This is a genomic window from Gordonia sp. CPCC 205515 (assembly GCF_048537925.1).
Lineage (GTDB): Bacteria > Actinomycetota > Actinomycetes > Mycobacteriales > Mycobacteriaceae > Gordonia.
The window spans coordinates 12,398-32,309 of record NZ_JBCLVJ010000023.1; the positions used below are offsets into that span (position 1 = coordinate 12,398).

15 protein-coding genes and 1 pseudogene are annotated in these 19,912 nt (G+C 67.5%); 6 read left to right on the forward strand and 10 right to left on the reverse strand.

Annotated features, from left to right (window positions below; translation table 11 throughout):
- From AAFP30_RS27170 to AAFP30_RS27180, 3 genes are all read left to right on the forward strand, one after another.
- Nucleotides 1-1,101: an FUSC family protein gene (locus AAFP30_RS27170; RefSeq protein ID WP_419233177.1), complete on the forward strand. Its 1,101-nt coding sequence runs from the start codon at nucleotides 1-3 to the stop codon at nucleotides 1,099-1,101.
- A gap of 61 nt (nucleotides 1,102-1,162) precedes the next feature.
- Nucleotides 1,163-2,083 carry a cation diffusion facilitator family transporter gene (locus tag AAFP30_RS27175; RefSeq protein ID WP_419233178.1) on the forward strand — a complete coding sequence of 307 codons (921 nt, stop codon included), beginning with the start codon at nucleotides 1,163-1,165 and terminating at the stop codon, nucleotides 2,081-2,083.
- A 62-nt stretch (nucleotides 2,084-2,145) separates the two neighbouring features.
- Nucleotides 2,146-2,877 (forward strand): pyridoxamine 5'-phosphate oxidase family protein, encoded by a 732-nt coding sequence (locus AAFP30_RS27180; protein WP_419233179.1) that lies wholly within the window; start codon nucleotides 2,146-2,148, stop codon nucleotides 2,875-2,877.
- Here the strand turns inward: AAFP30_RS27180 and AAFP30_RS27185 are convergent.
- From AAFP30_RS27185 to AAFP30_RS27210, 6 genes and pseudogenes are all read right to left on the reverse strand, one after another.
- On the reverse strand, nucleotides 2,767-4,137 hold the full coding sequence (locus tag AAFP30_RS27185; RefSeq protein ID WP_419233239.1) for an MFS transporter: 1,371 nt from the start codon (nucleotides 4,135-4,137) through the stop codon (nucleotides 2,767-2,769). The genes AAFP30_RS27180 and AAFP30_RS27185 overlap by 111 nt on opposite strands.
- Nucleotides 4,138-4,172: 35 nt before the next feature.
- Nucleotides 4,173-4,880, reverse strand: a complete 708-nt coding sequence (gene deoD / locus AAFP30_RS27190; RefSeq protein ID WP_419233180.1) for a purine-nucleoside phosphorylase — start codon at nucleotides 4,878-4,880, stop codon at nucleotides 4,173-4,175.
- On the reverse strand, nucleotides 4,877-6,493 hold the full coding sequence (locus AAFP30_RS27195; protein ID WP_419233240.1) for a phospho-sugar mutase: 1,617 nt from the start codon (nucleotides 6,491-6,493) through the stop codon (nucleotides 4,877-4,879). The genes deoD and AAFP30_RS27195 overlap by 4 nt, the downstream gene beginning before the upstream one ends.
- Nucleotides 6,494-6,598: 105 nt before the next feature.
- A pseudogene (deoC, locus tag AAFP30_RS27200) lies at nucleotides 6,599-7,216 on the reverse strand (deoxyribose-phosphate aldolase); the annotation flags it as partial.
- A gap of 40 nt (nucleotides 7,217-7,256) precedes the next feature.
- Nucleotides 7,257-8,075: a site-2 protease family protein gene (locus AAFP30_RS27205; RefSeq protein ID WP_419233181.1), complete on the reverse strand. Its 819-nt coding sequence runs from the start codon at nucleotides 8,073-8,075 to the stop codon at nucleotides 7,257-7,259.
- A complete protein-coding gene (locus tag AAFP30_RS27210) occupies nucleotides 8,066-8,692 on the reverse strand; it encodes a hypothetical protein (protein ID WP_419233182.1) in 627 nt (208 codons plus the stop codon). The genes AAFP30_RS27205 and AAFP30_RS27210 overlap by 10 nt, the downstream gene beginning before the upstream one ends.
- Nucleotides 8,693-8,814: 122 nt before the next feature.
- Here AAFP30_RS27210 and AAFP30_RS27215 point away from each other — a divergent pair, with 122 nt between their 5' ends.
- Both AAFP30_RS27215 and AAFP30_RS27220 read left to right on the forward strand, forming a co-directional pair.
- Nucleotides 8,815-10,101, forward strand: a complete 1,287-nt coding sequence (locus tag AAFP30_RS27215; protein WP_419233183.1) for an adenylosuccinate synthase — start codon at nucleotides 8,815-8,817, stop codon at nucleotides 10,099-10,101.
- Between the two features lie 286 nt (nucleotides 10,102-10,387).
- Entirely contained in the window at nucleotides 10,388-11,731 is a 1,344-nt protein-coding gene (locus AAFP30_RS27220; protein ID WP_419233184.1) for an NAD-dependent succinate-semialdehyde dehydrogenase, read from the forward strand.
- 61 nt (nucleotides 11,732-11,792) lie between these two features.
- On the opposite strand, the gene AAFP30_RS27225 is transcribed toward AAFP30_RS27220, so the two are convergent.
- The 3 genes from AAFP30_RS27225 to AAFP30_RS27235 all read right to left on the reverse strand — a co-directional run bounded on the left by AAFP30_RS27225 (nucleotide 11,793) and on the right by AAFP30_RS27235 (nucleotide 16,700).
- Nucleotides 11,793-13,199, reverse strand: coding sequence for a carotenoid oxygenase family protein (locus AAFP30_RS27225; protein WP_419233185.1), 1,407 nt, complete (start codon nucleotides 13,197-13,199; stop codon nucleotides 11,793-11,795).
- Nucleotides 13,200-13,243: 44 nt separating this feature from the next.
- Nucleotides 13,244-13,858 carry a hypothetical protein gene (locus tag AAFP30_RS27230; RefSeq protein ID WP_419233186.1) on the reverse strand — a complete coding sequence of 205 codons (615 nt, stop codon included), beginning with the start codon at nucleotides 13,856-13,858 and terminating at the stop codon, nucleotides 13,244-13,246.
- Between the two features lie 100 nt (nucleotides 13,859-13,958).
- Nucleotides 13,959-16,700, reverse strand: coding sequence for a LuxR C-terminal-related transcriptional regulator (locus AAFP30_RS27235; protein ID WP_419233187.1), 2,742 nt, complete (start codon nucleotides 16,698-16,700; stop codon nucleotides 13,959-13,961).
- A 50-nt stretch (nucleotides 16,701-16,750) separates the two neighbouring features.
- On the opposite strand from AAFP30_RS27235, the gene AAFP30_RS27240 reads away from it, so the two are divergent.
- Nucleotides 16,751-18,313 (forward strand): adenylate/guanylate cyclase domain-containing protein, encoded by a 1,563-nt coding sequence (locus AAFP30_RS27240; RefSeq protein WP_419233188.1) that lies wholly within the window; start codon nucleotides 16,751-16,753, stop codon nucleotides 18,311-18,313.
- Here the strand turns inward: AAFP30_RS27240 and AAFP30_RS27245 are convergent.
- Nucleotides 18,289-19,884: a Na+/H+ antiporter gene (locus AAFP30_RS27245; RefSeq protein WP_419233189.1), complete on the reverse strand. Its 1,596-nt coding sequence runs from the start codon at nucleotides 19,882-19,884 to the stop codon at nucleotides 18,289-18,291. The genes AAFP30_RS27240 and AAFP30_RS27245 overlap by 25 nt on opposite strands.
- Nucleotides 19,885-19,912: the final 28 nt, after the last annotated feature.

A 19,912-nucleotide genomic window follows, 5' to 3' on the forward strand; every position in this document is an offset into this window, starting at 1 on the left:
TTGAACTGGCTGCGTCAACGCTTCCATGCGCTGCCGCCCTCGATCAGGCGTCGGGTGCGGCGTCTGTGGCTGTCCCTGGTGCCGATCATCCAGTGCTCGCTGGCCGCCGGCATCGCCTGGTGGATCGCGGTGAACGTATTCGGACACCCGCAGCCGTTCTTTGCGCCGATCGCCGCCGTGGTGTCACTCGGCCTGTCGCTGAGCAAACGCTGGCGACGGTCGGTGGAACTCGTGGCCGGTGTCACGATCGGCATCCTCATCGGCGACCTGCTGGTCTCCTGGATCGGCTCAGGGACGTGGCAGATCATCGTCGTGGTCGCGCTCGCCATGAGCGTCGCGGTGTTCCTCGACAACGGCCCGCTGATCCCCATGCAGGCTGCGTCGTCGGGCGTTCTGGTGGCGACCCTGCTGCCGCCGGGCGGTATCGGCGGCTTTCATCGCGCCATCGATGCCCTCATCGGCGGCGTGGTCGGCATGATCGTCGTGGCGCTGATCCCGGTCAATCCGGCCCATCGGGCCCGCCGGGACGCTGCCGGGGTGCTCGCGACGATGCGTGACTCCGCGCGCACCCTGGTCGAGGGATTGCGGGCGGCCGACGAGAAGCAGGTGTATGCGGCACTGGAGACCGCACGCGGAACCCAGGATGCCATCAACACCATGCGCTCCGACATGAGTGGCGGACGTGAGGTGAGTGCGCTTTCGCCGCTGTACTGGTCGTCGCGGGACCGATTGCAGAAGATCTCCGCGACCGCGGATCCGATCGACAACGCGGTCCGCAACTTCCGGGTCATCGCCCGTCGCGCGCTGGGCATGATCCAACGCGGTGAACCGCTGCGCCCGGAGATCATCGACGTCCTCGGCGACGTCGGCGAGGCGTTCGAGGTGCTGCGGGCGATGATGATCGCCAACCCGGGTGAGGAACCCGACGAGGCCGAGGCGGCCCGAGTGCTGCGCACCATCACCCGCAAGGCGCGCGCCGAACTCGTACTCAACAGTTCGCTGTCGGAGACCGCGGTGATGGCCGAACTGCGCTCCCTGCTGATCGACATGCTGATGATCACCGGCCTGCGACGGTCCTCCGCGGTGGCCACCCTGCGCTGAGTGGTGCTGGGCCGAAGGTCCCTTGCCATATATGCGAAGTCACGCATATATTGACGGGGCCATGGGCCACTCGCACACGCACACCCACTCACACGGGACCACTGCCGGTTCCGCGTCGACTCGGCGTATCTGGCCGATGGCCGTCGCGATGATCATCATCGGCGCCTACTTCGTCATCGAACTCGTCACCGGTCTGGTGGTGAACTCGCTGGCGTTGATCGCCGACGCCGGCCACATGTTGACCGACGTGGTCGCGCTCGGAATGGGATTGGTCGCGTTGCTGCTGGCACGGCACGGTCGCACCACCGACGACCGCAGCTTCGGATGGCATCGCGCGGAGGTGTTCACCGCCGTCGCGAACGCGGTGCTGCTGATCGGCGTCGCGGCCTTCGTGCTGTACGAGGCGATCCGCCGGATCGGCACCGATCCCGAGGTGCCGGGCATGACACTCATCGTCGTGGCCCTCATCGGTCTTGCGGTGAACGTGGCGATGATGCTGCTGCTGCGCGCCGATTCGCAGGAGTCCATCGCGGTGCGCGGCGCCTACATGGAGGTGCTCGCCGACGCGCTCGGCAGTGTCGGAGTGCTCATCGCCGGTGTCGTCGCCCTGACCACCGGTTGGGGCTACGCCGACATCGTCGTCGCCGTCCTGATCGCCCTGTGGGTGGTGCCGCGGGCGGTGCGTCTGGCGCTCGACGCGCTGCGCATCCTCAACCAGCAGGCGCCGTCGCATGTCGATGTCGAGACGCTGAGGGATGAACTCGCTGCGATCCCCGAAGTCGACGACGTACACGACCTGCACGTCTGGTCGCTGACCACCGGAATGGACGTGGCCACCGTGCACCTGGGTAGCCACGCGCCCAACCGGGAGGTGCTGGCTGCGGCGCAGGCCGTGTTGTCGCGCTACGGACTCGACCACGCGACCATTCAGGTGGAACCCCACGACGTGAAGGACCGCTGCCGCGACGAAATGCAGTGGTGAACAACCGGTGAGTCGACGAAATGTGGTGGCTCCGGCGGTCGCGAACCTGCCATGCTGGCGCCATGACCGACGAGCAGCTCACCTCCCTCACCCGTAAACCCGATCGTGGCGGCGACCGCGCGTTGCTCGACGAGGTCCTCGACGAGGCGTTGGTGGGGGTGCTGTCCACGGTGACCGACGACGGCCAGCCGTGGTCGGTGCCCATGCTCGCCGCCCGTGACGGCGACCGGCTCCTCATCCACGGGTCGACCGGCGCAGGCGCGTTGCGCCACGTCGCGGCGGGTCGGCCCGCGACGTTCACCGCATTCATCGTCGACGGACTGGTCGTCGCCGACACACTCTTCGACCACTCCGTCAACTACCGATCGGTGGTGGTGCGGGGGACGCTGTCGCCGGTCGCCGACGACGACGCGGCCCGTGCGCTCGACGCGTTCTCCGACGCGGTCCTGCCCGGGCGCAGCGCAGAGGTCCGCGATCACACGCGAAAGGAATTGTCGGCGACCGCGATTCTGCAGCTGCCGATCGTCGACGGACAGTGGCTGTGCAAGGCGCGGGCCGGTGGGCCGGGTGACGACACCGCACAGGGCTGGACCGGGCACGTGCCGATGCGGGTGGTGTACGACGAGCCCGTCGTCGAGCATGACGGCGAGCTGCCGGGGTCGGTGGCGGGGTTGGGGAAGGGCTTACTTGGCGAGCGGGGGATGGGCGGCGTCGGCGCGCTCCAGGACCCGGATGGAGACGAGGTAGACCAGCAGGCCGAGGACGGCGATCACCGCGAGGACCAACAGGGTTGAGCCGTAGGACGACTCGTCGGCGCTCTGCCCGGCGAACTCGGTGAACGGCAGATGCAGATCGCGGAGTTTCGCGGTGTAGGCGATGCCGATGGGGATCGCCATGTTGATCACCAGGTTGTAGAAGCCGATGGCCACACCGGATTTCTCCGCAGGAACGTCGCGGATCGCGGTGGACAGCAGCGGCGCGTACATCAGGGCGAAACCGGATCCGAAGAGCATCATCGAGATCGCGAAGACTCCGACCCACGATCCGACCAGGAATGCGGCGAGGAACAGGGCGGCGGCGACCATCAGGATGGCGATGATGGTGGCCTGCTTGGAGCTCAGGAACTCCGCGATCTTGCCGGTGAACACACCGACGAGAACGGCTGCGCTGTAACCGGGTACGAGTAGCAGGGAGACGGTGGACAGGTTCCAGCCGTAGGTGTCATGCACCAGGAACGGGAAGATGAACTGGTAGCCGAGCTGGACCGAATAGGTCACGAACACCACCACCAGCATCAGCGTGTAGCGGTTGTCGGCGAAGAACGCCTTGGTGATCAGTGCGTCGTCGTGGGTCCAGACGTGCCACACGAAGGTTACGATGCCTGCGACGGCGGGAATCATGAACCACCAGTTGAAGTGCTGCATGAACATCACCAGGCTGGACGCGAACACCGCTACCAGGAACAGCCCGAAGACGTCGAGGTGGGTGTGGCCGGTCTCCTCGGCGGGCACCGTCTTGAGGATGATCGGAATGGTCAGCAGCGCAATCAGATTGACCAGGAAGAAGGCGGTCCAGCCGATGTAGGTGGAGATGAAGCCGCCGCCGACCGCGCCGATCAGCAGCGACAGCTGGAAGCAGGCGGTCGAATAACCGAGATAACGTTTTTGTTCGTCACCGGTGAAATGCTTTGTTGCCCAGATGACATACAGCGTCTCCGCGGCGGCGAGACCGGCGGTCTGGATGATGCGGCCGGTGAGTACGCCCGCGAAGCTGTGCTGCAGGGCGAACCCGATGATCGAGCCGATGGACATCAGGATCACGGCGAAGACCATCAGGCGTCGGATGCTGATGGCGTCCGACAACGCCGCGTACACGACGGCGCCGACACCGATCAGGATGCCCGGGATGGTCGCCTGCAGGCTGACGGTGTTCTCGGACAGGTCGAGCGACTCTGCCATCGGCTGCGACATCAGCTTGAAGCCGTTGTCCATCACCAGGGAGAACACGAACAGGAACAGCAGCACCGGAACCGCGGCCTTGGGGTTGCGGGCCATCCCGGTCGTCGGGTCGACTGCCGTCGAGTCTCCACTCATGCCAAGTCCAAGGCGATCTCGATCATGGTGGTGAACGCCGTCTGCCGTTCCTCGGGCGTGGTGTGGGCGTCGGTCAGGACATTGTCGCTGACGGTGAAGATGCCCAGCGCGTCGACGCCGGCGGCCGCGGCGTTCGCGAACAGTCCGGCCGATTCCATCTCGACGGCGAGGATGCCCATGGTGGCCCAGGTGCTCAGCGCGTCGGCGTCGGCGTTGTAGAAGATGTCCGACGACAACACATTTCCCACATGAACACGTTGATCGCGGCTGTCGGCGGCGCATTTGGCCTTCTCCAGCAATCGGAACGACGACAGTGCCGCGTAGGTGCCGGGCATACCGAACTGCTCGAGGTAATTGGAGTCGGTCGACGCGCCCTGCGCGAGGATGACGTCGTAGAGGTCGACGCCGGGTTGCATGGCACCGCAACTGCCCACGCGGATCAGGTTTTTGACGCCGAAGAAGTGGATGAGTTCATAGCTGTAGATGGAGATGGACGGAATGCCCATGCCGGTGCCCATCACCGAGACCGGCCGCCCGTGGTAGGTACCGGTGAAGCCGAGCATGCCGCGCACCTCGTTGAAGCACGTCGGGTCGTCGAGGTAGGTGTCGGCAATGAATCTGGCGCGCAACGGGTCACCGGGCAGCAGGATGGTCTCGGCGATGTCGACACCCTTGGGGTCGATGTGCGGAGTGGAGGTCGTCATCTGTCCAGTCCCAGGGTTGCGGTGAGCTCGGCTTTGATCGTGGTGATGCGGTCGGTTGCAGCGGCCCTGGGGATTTCGCCCTCGGGGCAGGGGGAGATGACCTCGAGATAGCACTTGAGTTTCGGTTCGGTGCCCGACGGCCGGATGATCACCCGGTCGTCGGCCGCGGTGCGGTAGAGCAGTCCGTCGGTGGGTGGCAGATCGTCGCTGCCTTCCTCGAGATCGAGGAACTCGACAACCGGTGACCCCGCCAGTGACGTCGGCCCGGATGCCCGTAGTCGGGCCATGGCGTCGGCGATCAGGGCGACGTCGGCGACCCGGAAACTCAACTGCGACGTGGTGTGCAGGCCGTAGGTGCGGGCCAGGTGGTCGAGCTGATCCTCGATCGTCCTGCCCTGTGCCGCAAGCTCTTCGATGAGGCTCACCACTCGGACCGCGGCACCGATACCGTCCTTGTCGTGGACCGCGGGCGGATCGGTGCAATAGCCGATCGCCTCCTCGTATCCGTAGCGGATGTCCGGCGTCCGGGCGATCCACTTGAACCCGGTCAGTGTGGCGGCGCTGCGCAATCCGTGTGCCTGCGCGATCCGGGCCAGTTGCCTGCTGGACACGATCGAACACGCGAGGACATCGCCGTCCCGACTCGGGTCGGCTGCCGCCTGTTCGCCCAGCAGCGAACCGATTTCATCGCCGGTGAGCTGCCGCCACGTTCCGTCGCGCTGCCCGATCGCCACCGAGCACCGGTCGGCATCCGGGTCGAGGGCGATCACCACATCCGCCGACTCCTTCTCCGCCAGTGCCAGCGAGAGATCCAGGGCGCCAGGCTCTTCCGGGTTGGGGAAGGAAACCGTCGGAAAGTCGGGGTCCGGAGCGAATTGTTCGGCGACGGTGTGCACGTCGGACACCCCGGCCTCGTCGAAGACCTGCAGCATGGTGGCACCGCCCACGCCGTGCATCGCGGTGAGCACGACACGCACCGTCGACGGTTCCGAAGTGGTGCGGTGCGACGCCATGCGTCGGACGTAGTCGACGACGACCTGCGGATCGACCCGCGTGATGTTCTCGGTGTTGCGTGGCACCTGATCGGCAGGCGGGGCGGCAGCAATGCGGGCGGCGATCTCGGCGTCGGCGGGCGGCACGATCTGCACGCCCTGCCCGTGCGGGTCGGCGGCCCGGCCCCCGAGATAGACCTTGTATCCGTTGTCGGCGGGCGGATTGTGCGACGCGGTCACCATGATCCCGGCGTCGACACCGAGCGCCCGCACCGCGAATGCAGTGACCGGCGTCGGGAGCTGTTGGGGTAGCGCCATCGCTCGCAGACCGGCGCCGGAGAGCACCGCGAGCGCAGCCTCGGCGAAGTCCGACGACCCATGGCGCGCATCGCATCCCACGACGACCGAGGCGTCGATGCCGACGGTGTCGATGAGGTATCGGGCGAGTCCGACGGTCGCGCGGATGACCACCGCGACATTCATCCGGGATTCGCCGGCGCCGACCGCACCGCGCAGGCCGGCGGTACCGAACGTCAACGGCCCCGCGAATCGGGAACGCAGATCGGCCAGTGCGTCGGGATGTCCGGCGGAGGCGGCGGTGATGACCTCGCGCAACTCCATCTGAGTGCGGACGTCAGGGTCGCCGATGAGCCACTGCTCGGCCGCGGAGAGCGCGGTCTCGTCGGAGTCGCTCGCCGGAATGTGCTCCAGCACTGCGGCCGACGCCGACAAGCCGAGCCGCGAAGCTCCCGCGGCGATCATCGCGATCGCATCGTCGGCGCTGCGGATGCCGCCGGACGCCTTGACGCCCAACCGGTTTCCGACGGTCTGGCGCATCAGTTCGACGGCATGCACCGTCGCGCCGCCGGCCGGGTGGAATCCGGTGGAGGTCGCGACGTTGTCGGCTCCCGCGGATTCGGCTGCGCGGCAACACCCGACGATCTGCTCGTCGGACAGCGCGGCGGACTCGATGATCACCTTGAGGATCACGGGTGCGGGACAGGCCGCGCGTACCGCGCGAATGTCGGCCTCGACCGCCGCGAAGTCGCCGTCGACCGCCGTCGACACGTCGATCACCATGTCGACCTCGTCGGCGCCGCGAGCCACCGAATCCGCGGCTTCGGCGGCCTTCACCGACGATTGGTGTGCGCCGGAAGGAAACCCGCACACCGTGGTCACCTTCACCCCGGGCGGGGCGCCGAGCGGCAGCTTGTTGGGGGAAACGCACACCGAGTAGGTGCCCAATTCGGCGGCCTCGGCGAGCAGCGCCGACACCTGCGCGTCGGTGGCCTCGGGCTTGAGCAGCGTGTGATCGATGTATGCGGCGACCTCGGCGCGATGCATGAGCCCACACTATGTGGTCAGTGGCGTGATGCGCGGCCGATCAGGTCCAGAACGCGAAGAGTTGCCACCCGTAACTCGACAGCGCGGCCGGCACGCCGGAGAGCTCGAAAAGCCGGTAAATCAGATCGAAGAACGCCCGGTTGAGCGCGGGAATGAACAGCAAGGCGAACACAATGAGGAAGCCGTAGGGCGCGATCTTGGCCATCGAGGCGCGCGTCTGATCCGACAGATACGGTTCGATCGCGCCGTAGCCGTCGAACCCCGGAACCGGCAGGATGTTCAGCACGGCCGCGGTGATCTGCAGGAACGCGAGCATCGCGAGTGCGGCCCACAGGTTGAAACTCGCGTTGCTCGACGGCCCGACGACCCGGATCACTGCCAGCAGGAGCGCGCCGAGGACGGCGTTGGTGAGCGGCCCGGCCAACGACACGACGGTCCGCTGCACGCGGGTGAAACCCGCCTGATTGACATAGACCGCGCCACCCGGAAAGCCGATGCCGCCCATCAGGATGATGAGCAGCGGCAACAGGAGCGACAGGCCGGGATGGGTATAACGCAACGGATTCAGCGTCAGGTAGCCGCGCAATTCGGCGTTGTGATCGCCGAATCGGAACGCCATGACGGCGTGCGCGAACTCGTGCAGGCACAGCGAGATCACCCACCCGGCCAGCACGAGGAGCAGGGTGCCGCCGATCGACTCCGCGTTGCGTCCGGTCTCCGATGACGCGACCAGCCAGACGCCGATCCCGGCCGCGACGATCAGCCCGAAGAAGATCGGACCCGGGCGGATCGCGCGGAGGATCTCACGGGGCGGTGTCACGCGGCGTTGCGGCGCGCCCCACGCGGCGGTCATGGGCATACCAGTTTCATGTCCACATGATGCCGGTAAAACGTGGACCGCTTCACCACGCGCGGGGTGATGCTGCCCTCGCGCTCGACGACGATGTTGGTGCCGCCGGTCTGTACCGCCCGCCCGGTCAACCAGCCGCCCGGCATGCGGCGGATCAGTCGCCCACGGACGCCGGGCGCGTCGCGCAGCGGCTCGATCTCCACGCCGCGGACCTCACCGGTGAACAGGCGTTCGCTGTCCACATAGGTTTCGCCGTGCAGTTTTGCGCCGTCGTCGCCGAGATGGCGGGCGCGTCCCACCAGGACGGTCGCGGCGTCGTCGCGGATCAGCGGGAGTTCGCGGGCGGTGCCGGACTCGGCGAGCTCGCGGGCCTTCGGGCCGTGGGGGAGCCCGTAAATCCGGGTGGCCTGGGTGGCGGCGGGCGCGACGAGCGCGACCTCGACGTCGAGCCGTTCGAGCAGCATCAACGCGGCCAGGACCTGCGCGAAGAACGCATCGCAACCCGCCGACGACCCGACGACACCGATCCGGGTCACCGCGGAATCGGCCACCAATTCGGTCACCGCGGTCCGGATGGCCCGCTTGTCGTCGGCGAGATCCGATTCGATGAGCATCGCAAAAGGCACGCGGATAGCGTATCGAGGGCGCCGAACAAGTAGGGTTGGCCTGTTGTTCAGCGTGCGGTCGAGTCCTACATGGCTGCGTGCAGCCCAGAACACGTGACACCGGGAACAAGGAGTATCCGACCATGGCCGCGATCGTGCTTATCGGCGCCCAATGGGGCGACGAGGGCAAAGGTAAGGCAACCGATCTACTCGGCGGGAAACTGCAGTGGGTGGTGCGGTACCAAGGCGGAAACAACGCCGGTCACACCGTCGTCCTGCCCAACGGCGACAAGTTCGCCCTGCACCTGATCCCGTCGGGCATCCTCACCCCGGGCGTCAAGAACGTCATCGGCAACGGCGTCGTCGTCGATCCGGGGGTGCTGCTCACCGAGCTCGGCGGGCTCGAGGATCGGGACGTCGACACCACCGGCCTGCTGCTCTCGGCCGACGCGCACCTGCTCATGCCGTACCACGTGGCCATCGACAAGGTCACCGAGCGCTTCCTCGGGAACAAGAAGATCGGCACCACCGGCCGCGGCATCGGACCCTGCTATCAGGACAAGATCGCCCGCGTCGGCGTCCGCGTCGCCGACGTCCTCGACGAGAAGATCTTCGCGCAGAAGGTCGAGGCCGCACTCGAACTCAAGAACCAGATCCTGGTCAAGATCTACAACCGCCGTGCCCTCGAGCCGGCGCAGGTCGTCGACGAGGTCCTCGGGCAGGCCGAAGGGTTCAAACACCGCATCGCCGACACCCGACTGCTGCTCAACCAGGCCCTCGAACGCAACGAGACGATCCTGCTCGAAGGATCGCAGGGCACCCTGCTCGACGTCGACCACGGCACCTACCCGTACGTGACGTCGTCGAACCCCACCTCCGGTGGCGCCGCGGTGGGATCGGGCATCGGCCCGAACAAGATCACCACCGTGCTCGGCATCCTCAAGGCCTACACCACGCGCGTCGGCTCGGGTCCGTTCCCGACGGAGCTGTTCGACGAGTGGGGCGAGTACCTGGCGAAGACCGGCGGCGAGGTCGGGGTGACGACCGGCCGTGCCCGTCGCTGCGGCTGGTTCGACGCGGTCATCGCCCGCTACGCCACCCGCGTCAACGGCATCACCGACTACTTCCTCACCAAACTCGACGTGCTCTCCAGCCTGGAGCGCGTGCCGATCTGCGTCGCCTACGAGGTCGACGGCGAACGCGTCGAGGACATGCCGATGACCCAGACCGGGTTCCACCACGCCAAGCCGATCTACGAGACGATGCCCGGCTGGTGGGAAGACATCTCCGAGTGCAAGCGGTTCGAGGACCTGCCGAAGACGGCGCAGGACTATGTGCTGCGACTCGAGGAGCTCTCGGGTGCGCACATTTCCTGCATCGGTGTCGGACCGGGGCGGGATCAGACGATTGTGCGCCGGGAGATCGTCTGAGGCACGCCGCGTCGGCGGCCGGCGGTTCGCGATTGTGCGCAGGGAGATCGTCTAGGGGCACCCCACCCGCTGGTTGAGCAGTCGCCGAGGCGCCAGCCGAGGTGACGTCCGTCGAAACCAGTTGAGGAACCCGACCGAATACGTCGTCCATGTACAGAATGGACACCGATTCGGTCGCGATCCATCGTTTTGTCCTGCGCAATCCTATGGTGAGCCCCATCGCGGAGTGACTACTGTCGGAGTAGATGCGGCCATCCGGCCGTGAGCACCCGAGAGAAGGACGACGATGAGCTTGTACGCAGTGGTCGATCCCGCCACCGGCGAGGTTGTCCAGGATTACCCGACTGCTACCGACGCGCAGGTCGATGCCGCCGTCGCCGCGGCGCAGAACGCGTATACGACCTGGTCGAAGACCTCCACGGTGGCGCAGCGCGCCGACCTGATCCGCAAGGTCGGCAAACTCCACACCGAGCGTCGTGACGAACTGGCCAAGATCATCCAGCGCGAGATGGGTAAGCCACTCGATCAGTCGCTGGGCGAGGTGGACTTCTCCGCCGCCATCTACGAGTACTACGCCGACCACGCCGAGAAGTTCCTGGCCGACGAGCCGATCGACCTGCTCGAGGGCGAGGGCAGCGCCTTCATTCGCCGCAGCCCGGTCGGTGTGCTGTTGGGCATCATGCCCTGGAACTACCCGTACTACCAGGTGGCCCGCTTCGCCGGCCCGAACCTCACCCTGGGCAACACCATCGTCCTCAAGCACGCTCCGCAGTGCCCCGAGTCAGCGGCCGCGCTGCAGCAGATCTTCGCCGACGCCGGCTACCCCGAGGGTGCCTACGTCAACGTCTACGCCACCAACGAGCAGATCGCCGATGCGATCGGAGATCCTCGGGTGCAAGGGGTTTCGCTCACCGGCTCCGAGCGCGCCGGTGCCGCTGTCGCCGAGGTCGCCGGTCGCAATCTGAAGAAGGTCGTCCTCGAACTCGGTGGCTCCGACCCGTTCATCCTGCTGTCGTCCGACGACATCGACGCCACCGTCTCTGCGGCCGTCGACGGCCGCTTCGAGAACACCGGGCAGGCGTGCAATGCGGCCAAGCGGTTCATCGTGGACGAGAGCGTCTACGACGAGTTCGTCGAGAAGTTCACCGCGAAGGTGAAGTCAAACGCCGATGGACTGGCGCCGCTGTCGTCGGTGGCCGCCGCCGACCGGCTCGAGGAGCAGATCGCCGGTGTCGTGAAGGACGGCGCCACCCTGGAGTCCGCCGGTGAACGCAAGGGTGCCTACTTCCCGCCCGGCGTCCTGACCGGCGTGAACCCGGATCTCGCGAGCGCCAAGCAGGAGCTGTTCGGTCCGGTCGCGACGGTGTACAAGGTGTCCGGTGAGGACGCGGCGGTCGAGCTGGCCAACGACACCCCCTTCGGACTCGGCTCCTACGTGTTCACCACCGACCGTGAGCAGGCGTTGCGGGTCGCTGACAAGATCGACGCCGGCATGGTGTTCATCAATGCCGTCGGTGCCGAGGGCGCCGAGCTGCCGTTCGGTGGTGTCAAGCGGTCCGGATTCGGGCGGGAACTCGGGCGTTTCGGCATCGATGAGTTCGTGAACAAGAAGATGATTCGGGTGAGCTGACGGGTTTCGGTTCGCGTCGGTTTCGACACGCGTCGGGCGCGCTTCGCGCGCTCGTCGCTGCTCAACCAGCGGACGGGGAATCGGGGAGCCAGGTTCCGTGGAGGCCCGCGGGCACCCGGATCGGCAGGTCGACGGTGGCAACCGGGCCGGCGGATGGGTCCTCGGCGGTGAGCACGTAGAACCGGGATCGCAGGTCGGCCGGGTCGGTGCCGATCGCGCCCCAGTAGTCGCGCTCGTTCCCGGGCAGGTAGATCGGCTCGCCGATGGCCACGCCTGGGCGCCACACACTTTCGGTGCCGCGGTGGAGGTCGTAGAACCACAGGCTGTCCAGATCGCCGCTGTCGCCGGGGCTCTTGGCGACGGTGGCGACGCGGCGGTGATCGCGCGTCAGGGTGCGGTCGTCGACGCGCGGAAACTCCATGTCGATTGCCTTGTCGCTCAGTACGGTTCGCGTCATCGGGCCGGCCGGGTCGATGACCGCGCGGGTGAGCGTCGACGACGCCGGTGCGGGCTGGTCGGTGAAGCCACCCGGATAGGTCCACTCGACGTAGTCGACGGTCACCGTGCCGTCGGGGTTGTCGAAGGCGTTGGCGAAATGCCACACCCAGAACGGCTCGGCCTGCACCCAGCGGACGGCGCCGCCGTCGCGGGGGATGAGCGCGATGCGGGTGCCGTCGTCGGGTCGCCACGACAGTAACGAGCCGCCGGTGAACGCGGCCTCCAGGTCAAAGATCAACGGGCACACGAACAGAACGATGTAGCGCGAGGTCAGGGCCATGTCGTGGATCATGACCGGCGCGTCGAGTCCGTCGACGGGCGTGGGGGTGCGCACGGGCTGTCCGTCGGCGCCGATCACCGCCCACGTCAGGTACGGGGCCTCCAGCGCGTAGTTGAACAGCACCAGCTCACCGGTCTCGGGATCGAGTTTGGGATGCGCGGTGCTACCGACGCGCATGGCGCCGTCGCAGTCCGTTTTCGCCAGGGTGGCAAGGTCTTTCGGGTCGAGAACGTAAGGCTGATCGGCCTCGGCCATGGCCATCAGCCGGCCGCCGTGCCGCACGATGTTGATATCCGGCAACTCGCGGACGGTCCCGGCGAGCTGCTCGCCGACCTCGGCTGCATCGGGGGTGTAGCCATCCATGATTCCCGACCAGATGGCATGTCCGGCAGCCTCTTCCGCAAGCACCATGGGGGTGCGGACGAAGCGATTGCGGTATGCGGCGGTGCCACCGTCCACGCTGATCCGGTGCACCATGGCGTCGCCGTCGAGCGGGTAGACATACGAGCCGATCGGATCGAAGCGTGGATTGGGGCCGTTGCGCAGGTAGCTGCCGGAAAGGTCGGCGGGTAGTTCGCCGGTGACCGGGAGGTCATGGACGTCGACTTCGTCGCGCTGCGGTGCGAACACGCCGGTCAGGTGCGAGTGGTGGGTGAGTTGGACGGGGGCGGGCCGGGTGGGGACGGTCATGGTGGTTCTCCGGTCGGTGTCGAGATGGTCGGTGGGTCTGGTGATCAGCGGGTGGTGGCGGCGGTTGCGGACGGACGGGCCGGGGACTGTGCGATGGCTTGGGTGCGCTTGACCGCGAAGACGATGAGTGCCACCGGGATGACCCAGTTCAGCAGGATGTTGCCCGGGTGCGCGCCGGATACGGCGGCCGCGTCGGCCAGCACACCTGCGATGACGTGGCAGCAGCCCATCGCCGCGACCGCACCGGCCCAGATCAGGCTGATCTGCTTGTTCTTGGCGCGGAAGATCGGTGAGTGCCAGAGCGCCGGATCGACGCTTTCGCGGGCGTACTGCTCGGTGAAGGGAATGGTGAACGCGGAGACCGCCATGATCGCGGCCAGAATGAACGCGGAACCGCCGCGGCCGAAGAAGACCAGCGCCTCGTCGATCTGCGGGTTGCCGACGATCCCGATCACTGCGATCAGTCCGAACAGGATCACGCCGGAGACATCGAGGATCTTCCATCCGCGTCCCTGCAGCGCCGAGTAGGCGGTCATGCCGAACGCGATGGCGCAGGCGGCGAGTGCGGCGATGGTGACGTGATCGGCGCCCAGGCGCTCGGCGGCGAAGCTGAATACGAACCAGGGGGCGAGGCCCAGGATCATCGATTTGGCGTTCATGGTGGTTCTCCTTACGAGGTGGTTTGTGGTGATGTCTCCACTCTCGTCTGTGCCGATGACGCAAACATCTGCGTCATGACGGAGATTCTGCTGCCAACCGTCACCGCTGGGCCGCGACGAACGCGGCGAGTTCGACGCGGGTGCGCAGGCCGAGCTTCGCCAGGGCGTGCGACACGTGGGTCTGCACCGTCCGCGTCGAGATGAACATCTGCTCGGCGATCTCGCCGCCCGACAATCCGGTCGCGACCAGCTCCGCCACGGTGACCTCCGTTTTCGTGAGGCTGCCCCACCCGTGTGTCGGGCGGTCGCGGACCGCGTTCGGATCCATGCGTATGCCGTGCGGCCGCATCCGCGATGCCAGGCGGGCCGACATGGTCACCGCGCCCATCGTCTGCATGACGACGAAGGCCCGGTTCGCGAGCTCCCGCGCCCGGGTCCGCTCGGCCAGCGCCGCGGCGGCACACGCGGCCTCCTCCCAGGCATACGCCTCGTCGAGGCCGTCCCCCAGGGCCGCCAGCTCGGCGGCTGCCCGCTCGGCGATGTCGAGGAACTCGGCGAGATCAATCCGGCCGAGGGATGCCAGGCACCGCGCCCGAGCGATCGCGACCGGTCCGGCGGCGCTCGTGGTGGGCGGGTAAGGCATGGAGTCGAGGCCTTCGACGACGGCCTCCAGGAGTGCGGTGTCCTGTGCGCGCGTGCCGATGCGGGCACAGTCGATCGCGAACCAGGGTAGCCACCCGTACAGGCGGCAGGTCAGCGCGCGCTCCCACGTCGCTGCTGCGTTCGTTGCGGCCGGTTTGAGTTTGCGGCGGGCCTCGTGCAGCAGCGACCAGGCACGACCCGACAACGGAAATCCGAACTGGTCGGGTAGTCCGGCCGCGTCCCAGGCATCAAGACGTGTTGTCGCCGAAGCAAGTTCGCCGCGGTAGACGTCGATGATCGACCGACCGGCGACCGCCTGCGAGGTCCACCCCATATCGGCGGCGGACGCGCGCTCGAGCCCGGCATCCCACGCTGCGGCCGAGTCGTCGAGGTTGCCTCGTCCGAAGTCGATGCCGCCCTGGGTGAACTCGTGAAACGCGGTCATCCAGTCGGTGCCGCGGTTGCTGCGCAGCTTCACCGCGCTCTCGAGGAGGTCTGCCGCAGCCGCCGGCCCGCGTGAGTAGAGGCCGAGGAGCGGTGGCCAGACGTCGGCCGACGATGTCGCCAGTCGGCCGGAGCCGAGATCTTCGCCGTGGCGTCGGGAGGCAGTCAACGCCAACCGCAGTCCGTCGTCGACCTGACCGATCAGGAACAGTCGAAGGGCTTCTCCGACCAGTCCCTGAACCGACCTGGTGGGACTCTCGCTTTCCACGTCGAAGAAGGGCTCAACGGGCACCGGGGTCGAGGCGTCGAGGAGGCTGACATATCGGCGTAGGTCGATCAGGCCCTGCGCGACGTCGTCGCCGACCGGAAGCTGGAGCGTGTCGTCGATCAGTGCCCGGGCCCGATCGGTGTCGCCCTTGGCGATCAGCGCGAAGAGCTGGATTCGGAGCAGGTCGGCGATTTCAGTGATCTCGGTTGCGGTGGCGAGTCCCTCCTCGGCGACCTGGTTCGCGCGGGTGAGCTGCCCGGTGCGGGCGAGTGCCACGGCGAGTGCGACGTTCACCCCGGGCGTCGCGGTGGGGGCGGTGGCCGTGGTGCGGGCCAGGTTGTCGAGGAGATCGACCGCCACCGAGGGAGTGTTGGCGAGATCGTCCTCGGCGCGGCGGACCGCGTCGAGCATCGCGTCGGTGTCGGTCCCCGCCGCGAGTCGATGATGCGCCACCGCCTGGGTGTCGTGGGTGTTGGCCGGGTGGTTGGCGACGGCGTCGTGCAGCACCGACCGCAGCATCGGGGCGAGTCCGGCGTAGGTGACGTCGGCGTAGAGATCATGGGTGAACGCCAAGGTGCCGTCGTCCTGAGCGGCGATGATGCCGGCGTCGATCGCCGTCTGTGCCGCCCCGACCAACGACGCCGCGGTCGTCCCGTCAAGGATCGCGAGATCGGTCATCGTCGCGGGACCGCCCCAGACGGCGAGTTTCTGGGTCAGCTCGCGGGCCCGGGAGTCCAGCAGTGCCAGATGCTCGGCGATGGCGTCGCGGGTGCCGGAGGCGACGTCGGCGGCGGCGTCGGGCGCCATCGATGCGCGCCCGCCAGAGATCTGCAGGCCACCGGACAGCTGCAGCGAACGGAGGAGCGAGATCGCCTGCATCGGATTGCCGCCCGTGGCCGACAGTGCGGTGGCGAGTTCGCGGTCGGGGGTCGCGCCGAGGAACTCGGCGGCCAGATCGGCGATGTCGGTATCGGCCATCGGTGGCAGCGTCCATTCCCGGACCTCGCCCCGGGCGACCAAGCGGTTCAGCACATCTCGCTCGGGCAACGGCCGGCGACCGACGAGCAGGACCAGCGGCAGGGCGCGAGTGGCTCCGGACAGTCGGGTCGCCAGGTCCAGCGACGCGGCGTCGGCATGGTGGGCATCGTCCAGGATCAGCACCAGCGGACCGTCGGCACAGAGGTCGTCGACGGCGCTGTAGAGCTGATCCTCGAAGGTATCGGGTACCGGGATCGCGAGCTCGACCCCGACGAGACGCGACGCCGCGACAAACGGCTGCCGCCAGGACATGTCATCGGCGCGGGCGTAGCGCGTGCGGACCGGCAGCTCCGATGCGAGCGCCTGCAGCGTATGGGTCTTTCCGGTTCCCGGGCCCGCGGTGACGACGAATGTCCGTGGCGCGCCACGTTCGTCGTCGAGCGCCGCCGCCACCGCACGGCGGATCTGCTCCACAGTCGACCGGCGATTGGCGTGGTGGGACGCGAACACCACCCAAGCGTAGTGCCGAATCGGGCGCTGGCCATGAGAAGCTGAGCGGCATGAGTACGACGAGGACCGGCCGCGACTATGGCTCGATCCTGTTGGGGCGCGCCGACGAGAGTCCGCGTCGGCGGCGTGTGCGGATTCAGACGTTGCTCACGGTGTGCATCGTGGTGGCGAACCTGTTCGGCGTTGCTATCGCGATCCTGCTTGCGACCGTAGGTATCCCGGAACCCTCGGTGCTGCAGCCCGAACTCTGGTGGATCAACTACATCGCGGTGCCGGTCTACGTCGTCGCGGCGTTCGCGCTCGGCATCGCACTGGGCACCGTGGTGGCGTTGCGGGATCTGCGGTGGTCGATCCAGCAGCGGATCCCGACCCGCGACGACGCAAGGCGCGCCCAACGCGCGCCGCGCCGGCTCGTCGCCATCCAGGGTGTGCTGTGGGCGATCGCGACCGTGATGTTCACGATCATGTACGGCGTCATGGACCCGAACCTCATCCCCAAGGTGTTGTTTGTCGTGGGGCTCAGCGGTGTGGTGGTGGTGACCGCGTCGGATCTGTTGATCGAGTTCGCCATGCGGCCGGTGCAGGCGGAGGTCATCAGTGCGGGATATCGGCGCAGGCAGCGCACCGGCATCCTGTCGCGCGCGGTCGTCTCGTGGATTGCCGGATCGGCCGTCCCCATCATCGGCATCATCCTGGTGGTCTTCTTCGGCGTCCTGCGCGACGACACCACCAAGCTGGATCTGTTCATCGGGGTGACGGTGCTCGCGGTGATCGCGATCAGCACCGGATTGATCCTGTGCGTACTGTCGACGACCAGTGTCAACGCGGCCATCCGCAGCGTCCGCGGCGGGATGCGCAGTGTGCAGAGTGGTGACACCGACGTCGACCTGGTTGTCTACGACGGCACCGAGGTCGGTGACCTGCAGGTCGGGTTCAACAGCATGGTCGCCGGGCTGCGCGAGCGCGAGCACCTCCACGATCTGTTCGGCCGACACGTCGGGCGCGATGTCGCCGATGCTGCGATGCAACGGGATCCGGAACTCGGCGGCACCGAACGCACGGTGGCGGTGGTGTTCGTGGACGTGATCGGCTCCACCACCTTGGCCGCGGATCGGTCACCGGTGGAGGTGGTGGACATTCTCAACCGCTTCTTCGCGGTCATCGTCGACGCGGTGGAACGACATCGGGGGCTGGTCAACAAGTTCGAGGGCGACGCGGTACTCGCGATCTTCGGCGCACCCATCGATCTCGACGACCCGGCGGGTGCCGCGTTGTCCGCGGCCCGGGAGGTTGCCACCGGACTGGCCGCCGATGTACCCGACCTCAGAGCCGGAATCGGCGTCGGGTACGGCCCGGTCGTCGCCGGAAACGTCGGCGCCATCGAACGATTCGAGTACACCGTGATCGGCGATCCGGTCAACGAGAGCGCACGGCTCTCGGAGTTGGCCAAGCGGGATCCGAGCCGTCCGCTGGCGTCCGGTCGCGCGATCGACGCGGCCGGAGACGAAGCGGCGCAGTGGGAACGGCAGGAGACGACGACGCTGCGCGGTCGCACCGTCGAGACGACGGTCTATGCCGCCGACCTCACTCACTCCTCCACACGATCCATCTGACCCTCCGCAAAATCCAGGCGCCGCAACGCCATCCGCAGCACCTCGTCGCCGATGTGGCCCTCGTCGCGTTCGGCGATGAACACGGACCGCTGAATCTGCAAGAGCTCCATGCGAATCCGGTCGGCGGCCGCGGTCGGGCTCTCGCCGATGTCCTCCGGTCCACGTCCGAGCTCCTCCCACGCCACGTTGCGTTGGGTGTTCACCCACTTGCGCAGCATCATGATCTGGTGGCGGCGCGGATCGTCGGGCGCGAGGCCTTCGGAGATCTCGTCGAGGTGGCGTTCGGATTCCCGCGACGCACGGTCCTGCGCGCCCGCGAACGCGAGACGATCCTGAGCGGCGTCGTCGCCGGAAACACAGAGCCGCCGGATCATCCACGGCAAAGTGGTGCCCTGGATCAGCAGCGTGCCGACGACCACCACGAAGGTCAGGAACAGGATCTCCGCGCGCGCCGGGAACGGATCGCCGGAATCGGTGGCCAGTGGGATGGCAAAGGCCGCGGCCAGCGACACCACCCCGCGCATCCCGGCCCAGCCGACGATGAATACCAGTCGCGGTTCGGGAAATGGTTCGCGCGCGCGGACTTTCGGGAGTAGCAGGCGCGGAATGTAGGTTGCCGGGTAGACCCAGAGGAACCGGACCACGATGGTCGCGACGAGCACCGCGGTCGCGTCGATGGCCACCTGCTGCCAGGACTCGCCGGCCAGCCCACGGATCAGGAACGGCAGCTGCAGACCGATGAGCAGAAAGACGAACGACTCCAGGATCGCGTCGATGGACTTGCGGACCGCCTCGTCCTGCAACCGGGTGGCGTAGCCGAGCCGCACCGACCGCTGGCCCAGGAACAGACCGGCGACGACCACCGCGATCACCCCGGAGGCATGCACCTCCTCGGCGACGTAGTAGGTGCCGAAGGACACCAGCAGCCCGATGGCCGTCTCCATCGGCGGATCGGTCAGCCACACCCGCAGCCACGACACCGCATAGCCGATCACCAGGCCGAGCGCGACGCCACCGACTGCGGCGATGGCGAACGTCGACAAGCCCTCCCACAGGGTCGCGGTCGCGCCGACTGCGGCGGCCAGCGCGATCCGGAAGGCCGTCAGCGCCGTCGCGTCGTTGAGCAGACTCTCGCCGCCGAGCAGGGTCATGATCCGGCGCGGCAGCCCGACTCGCCGGCCGATGGCCTGTGCGGCGACCGCGTCCGGGGGTGCGACGACGGCACCGAGGACCAGCGCCGCGGCCAGCGGCATGTGCGGGATCGTCCAGTAGGCGACCAGACCCACCAGCACCGTGGAGAACAGGGGCAACCCGATGGCGAGCAGGCCGATCGCCCGCCGGTTCGCGCGGATCGCCTGGTACGAACTGTCCTGGGCCGCCGAGTAGAGCAGCGGCGGCAGGATCAGGAACAGCACCAGATCGGGCTCCAGCATGACCTCGGGGGTGCCGGGAATCCAGGCGAGACCGAGTCCGACGACGACGAGGATCAAGGGTGCCGACAGGCCGTACCGGCGGCAGAGCGCGGCGATCAGCACCGCGACCACCGCGACCAGCAACAGAGAAGCGCTCACTCGAAGAACCTAATACGTCGCACGGACC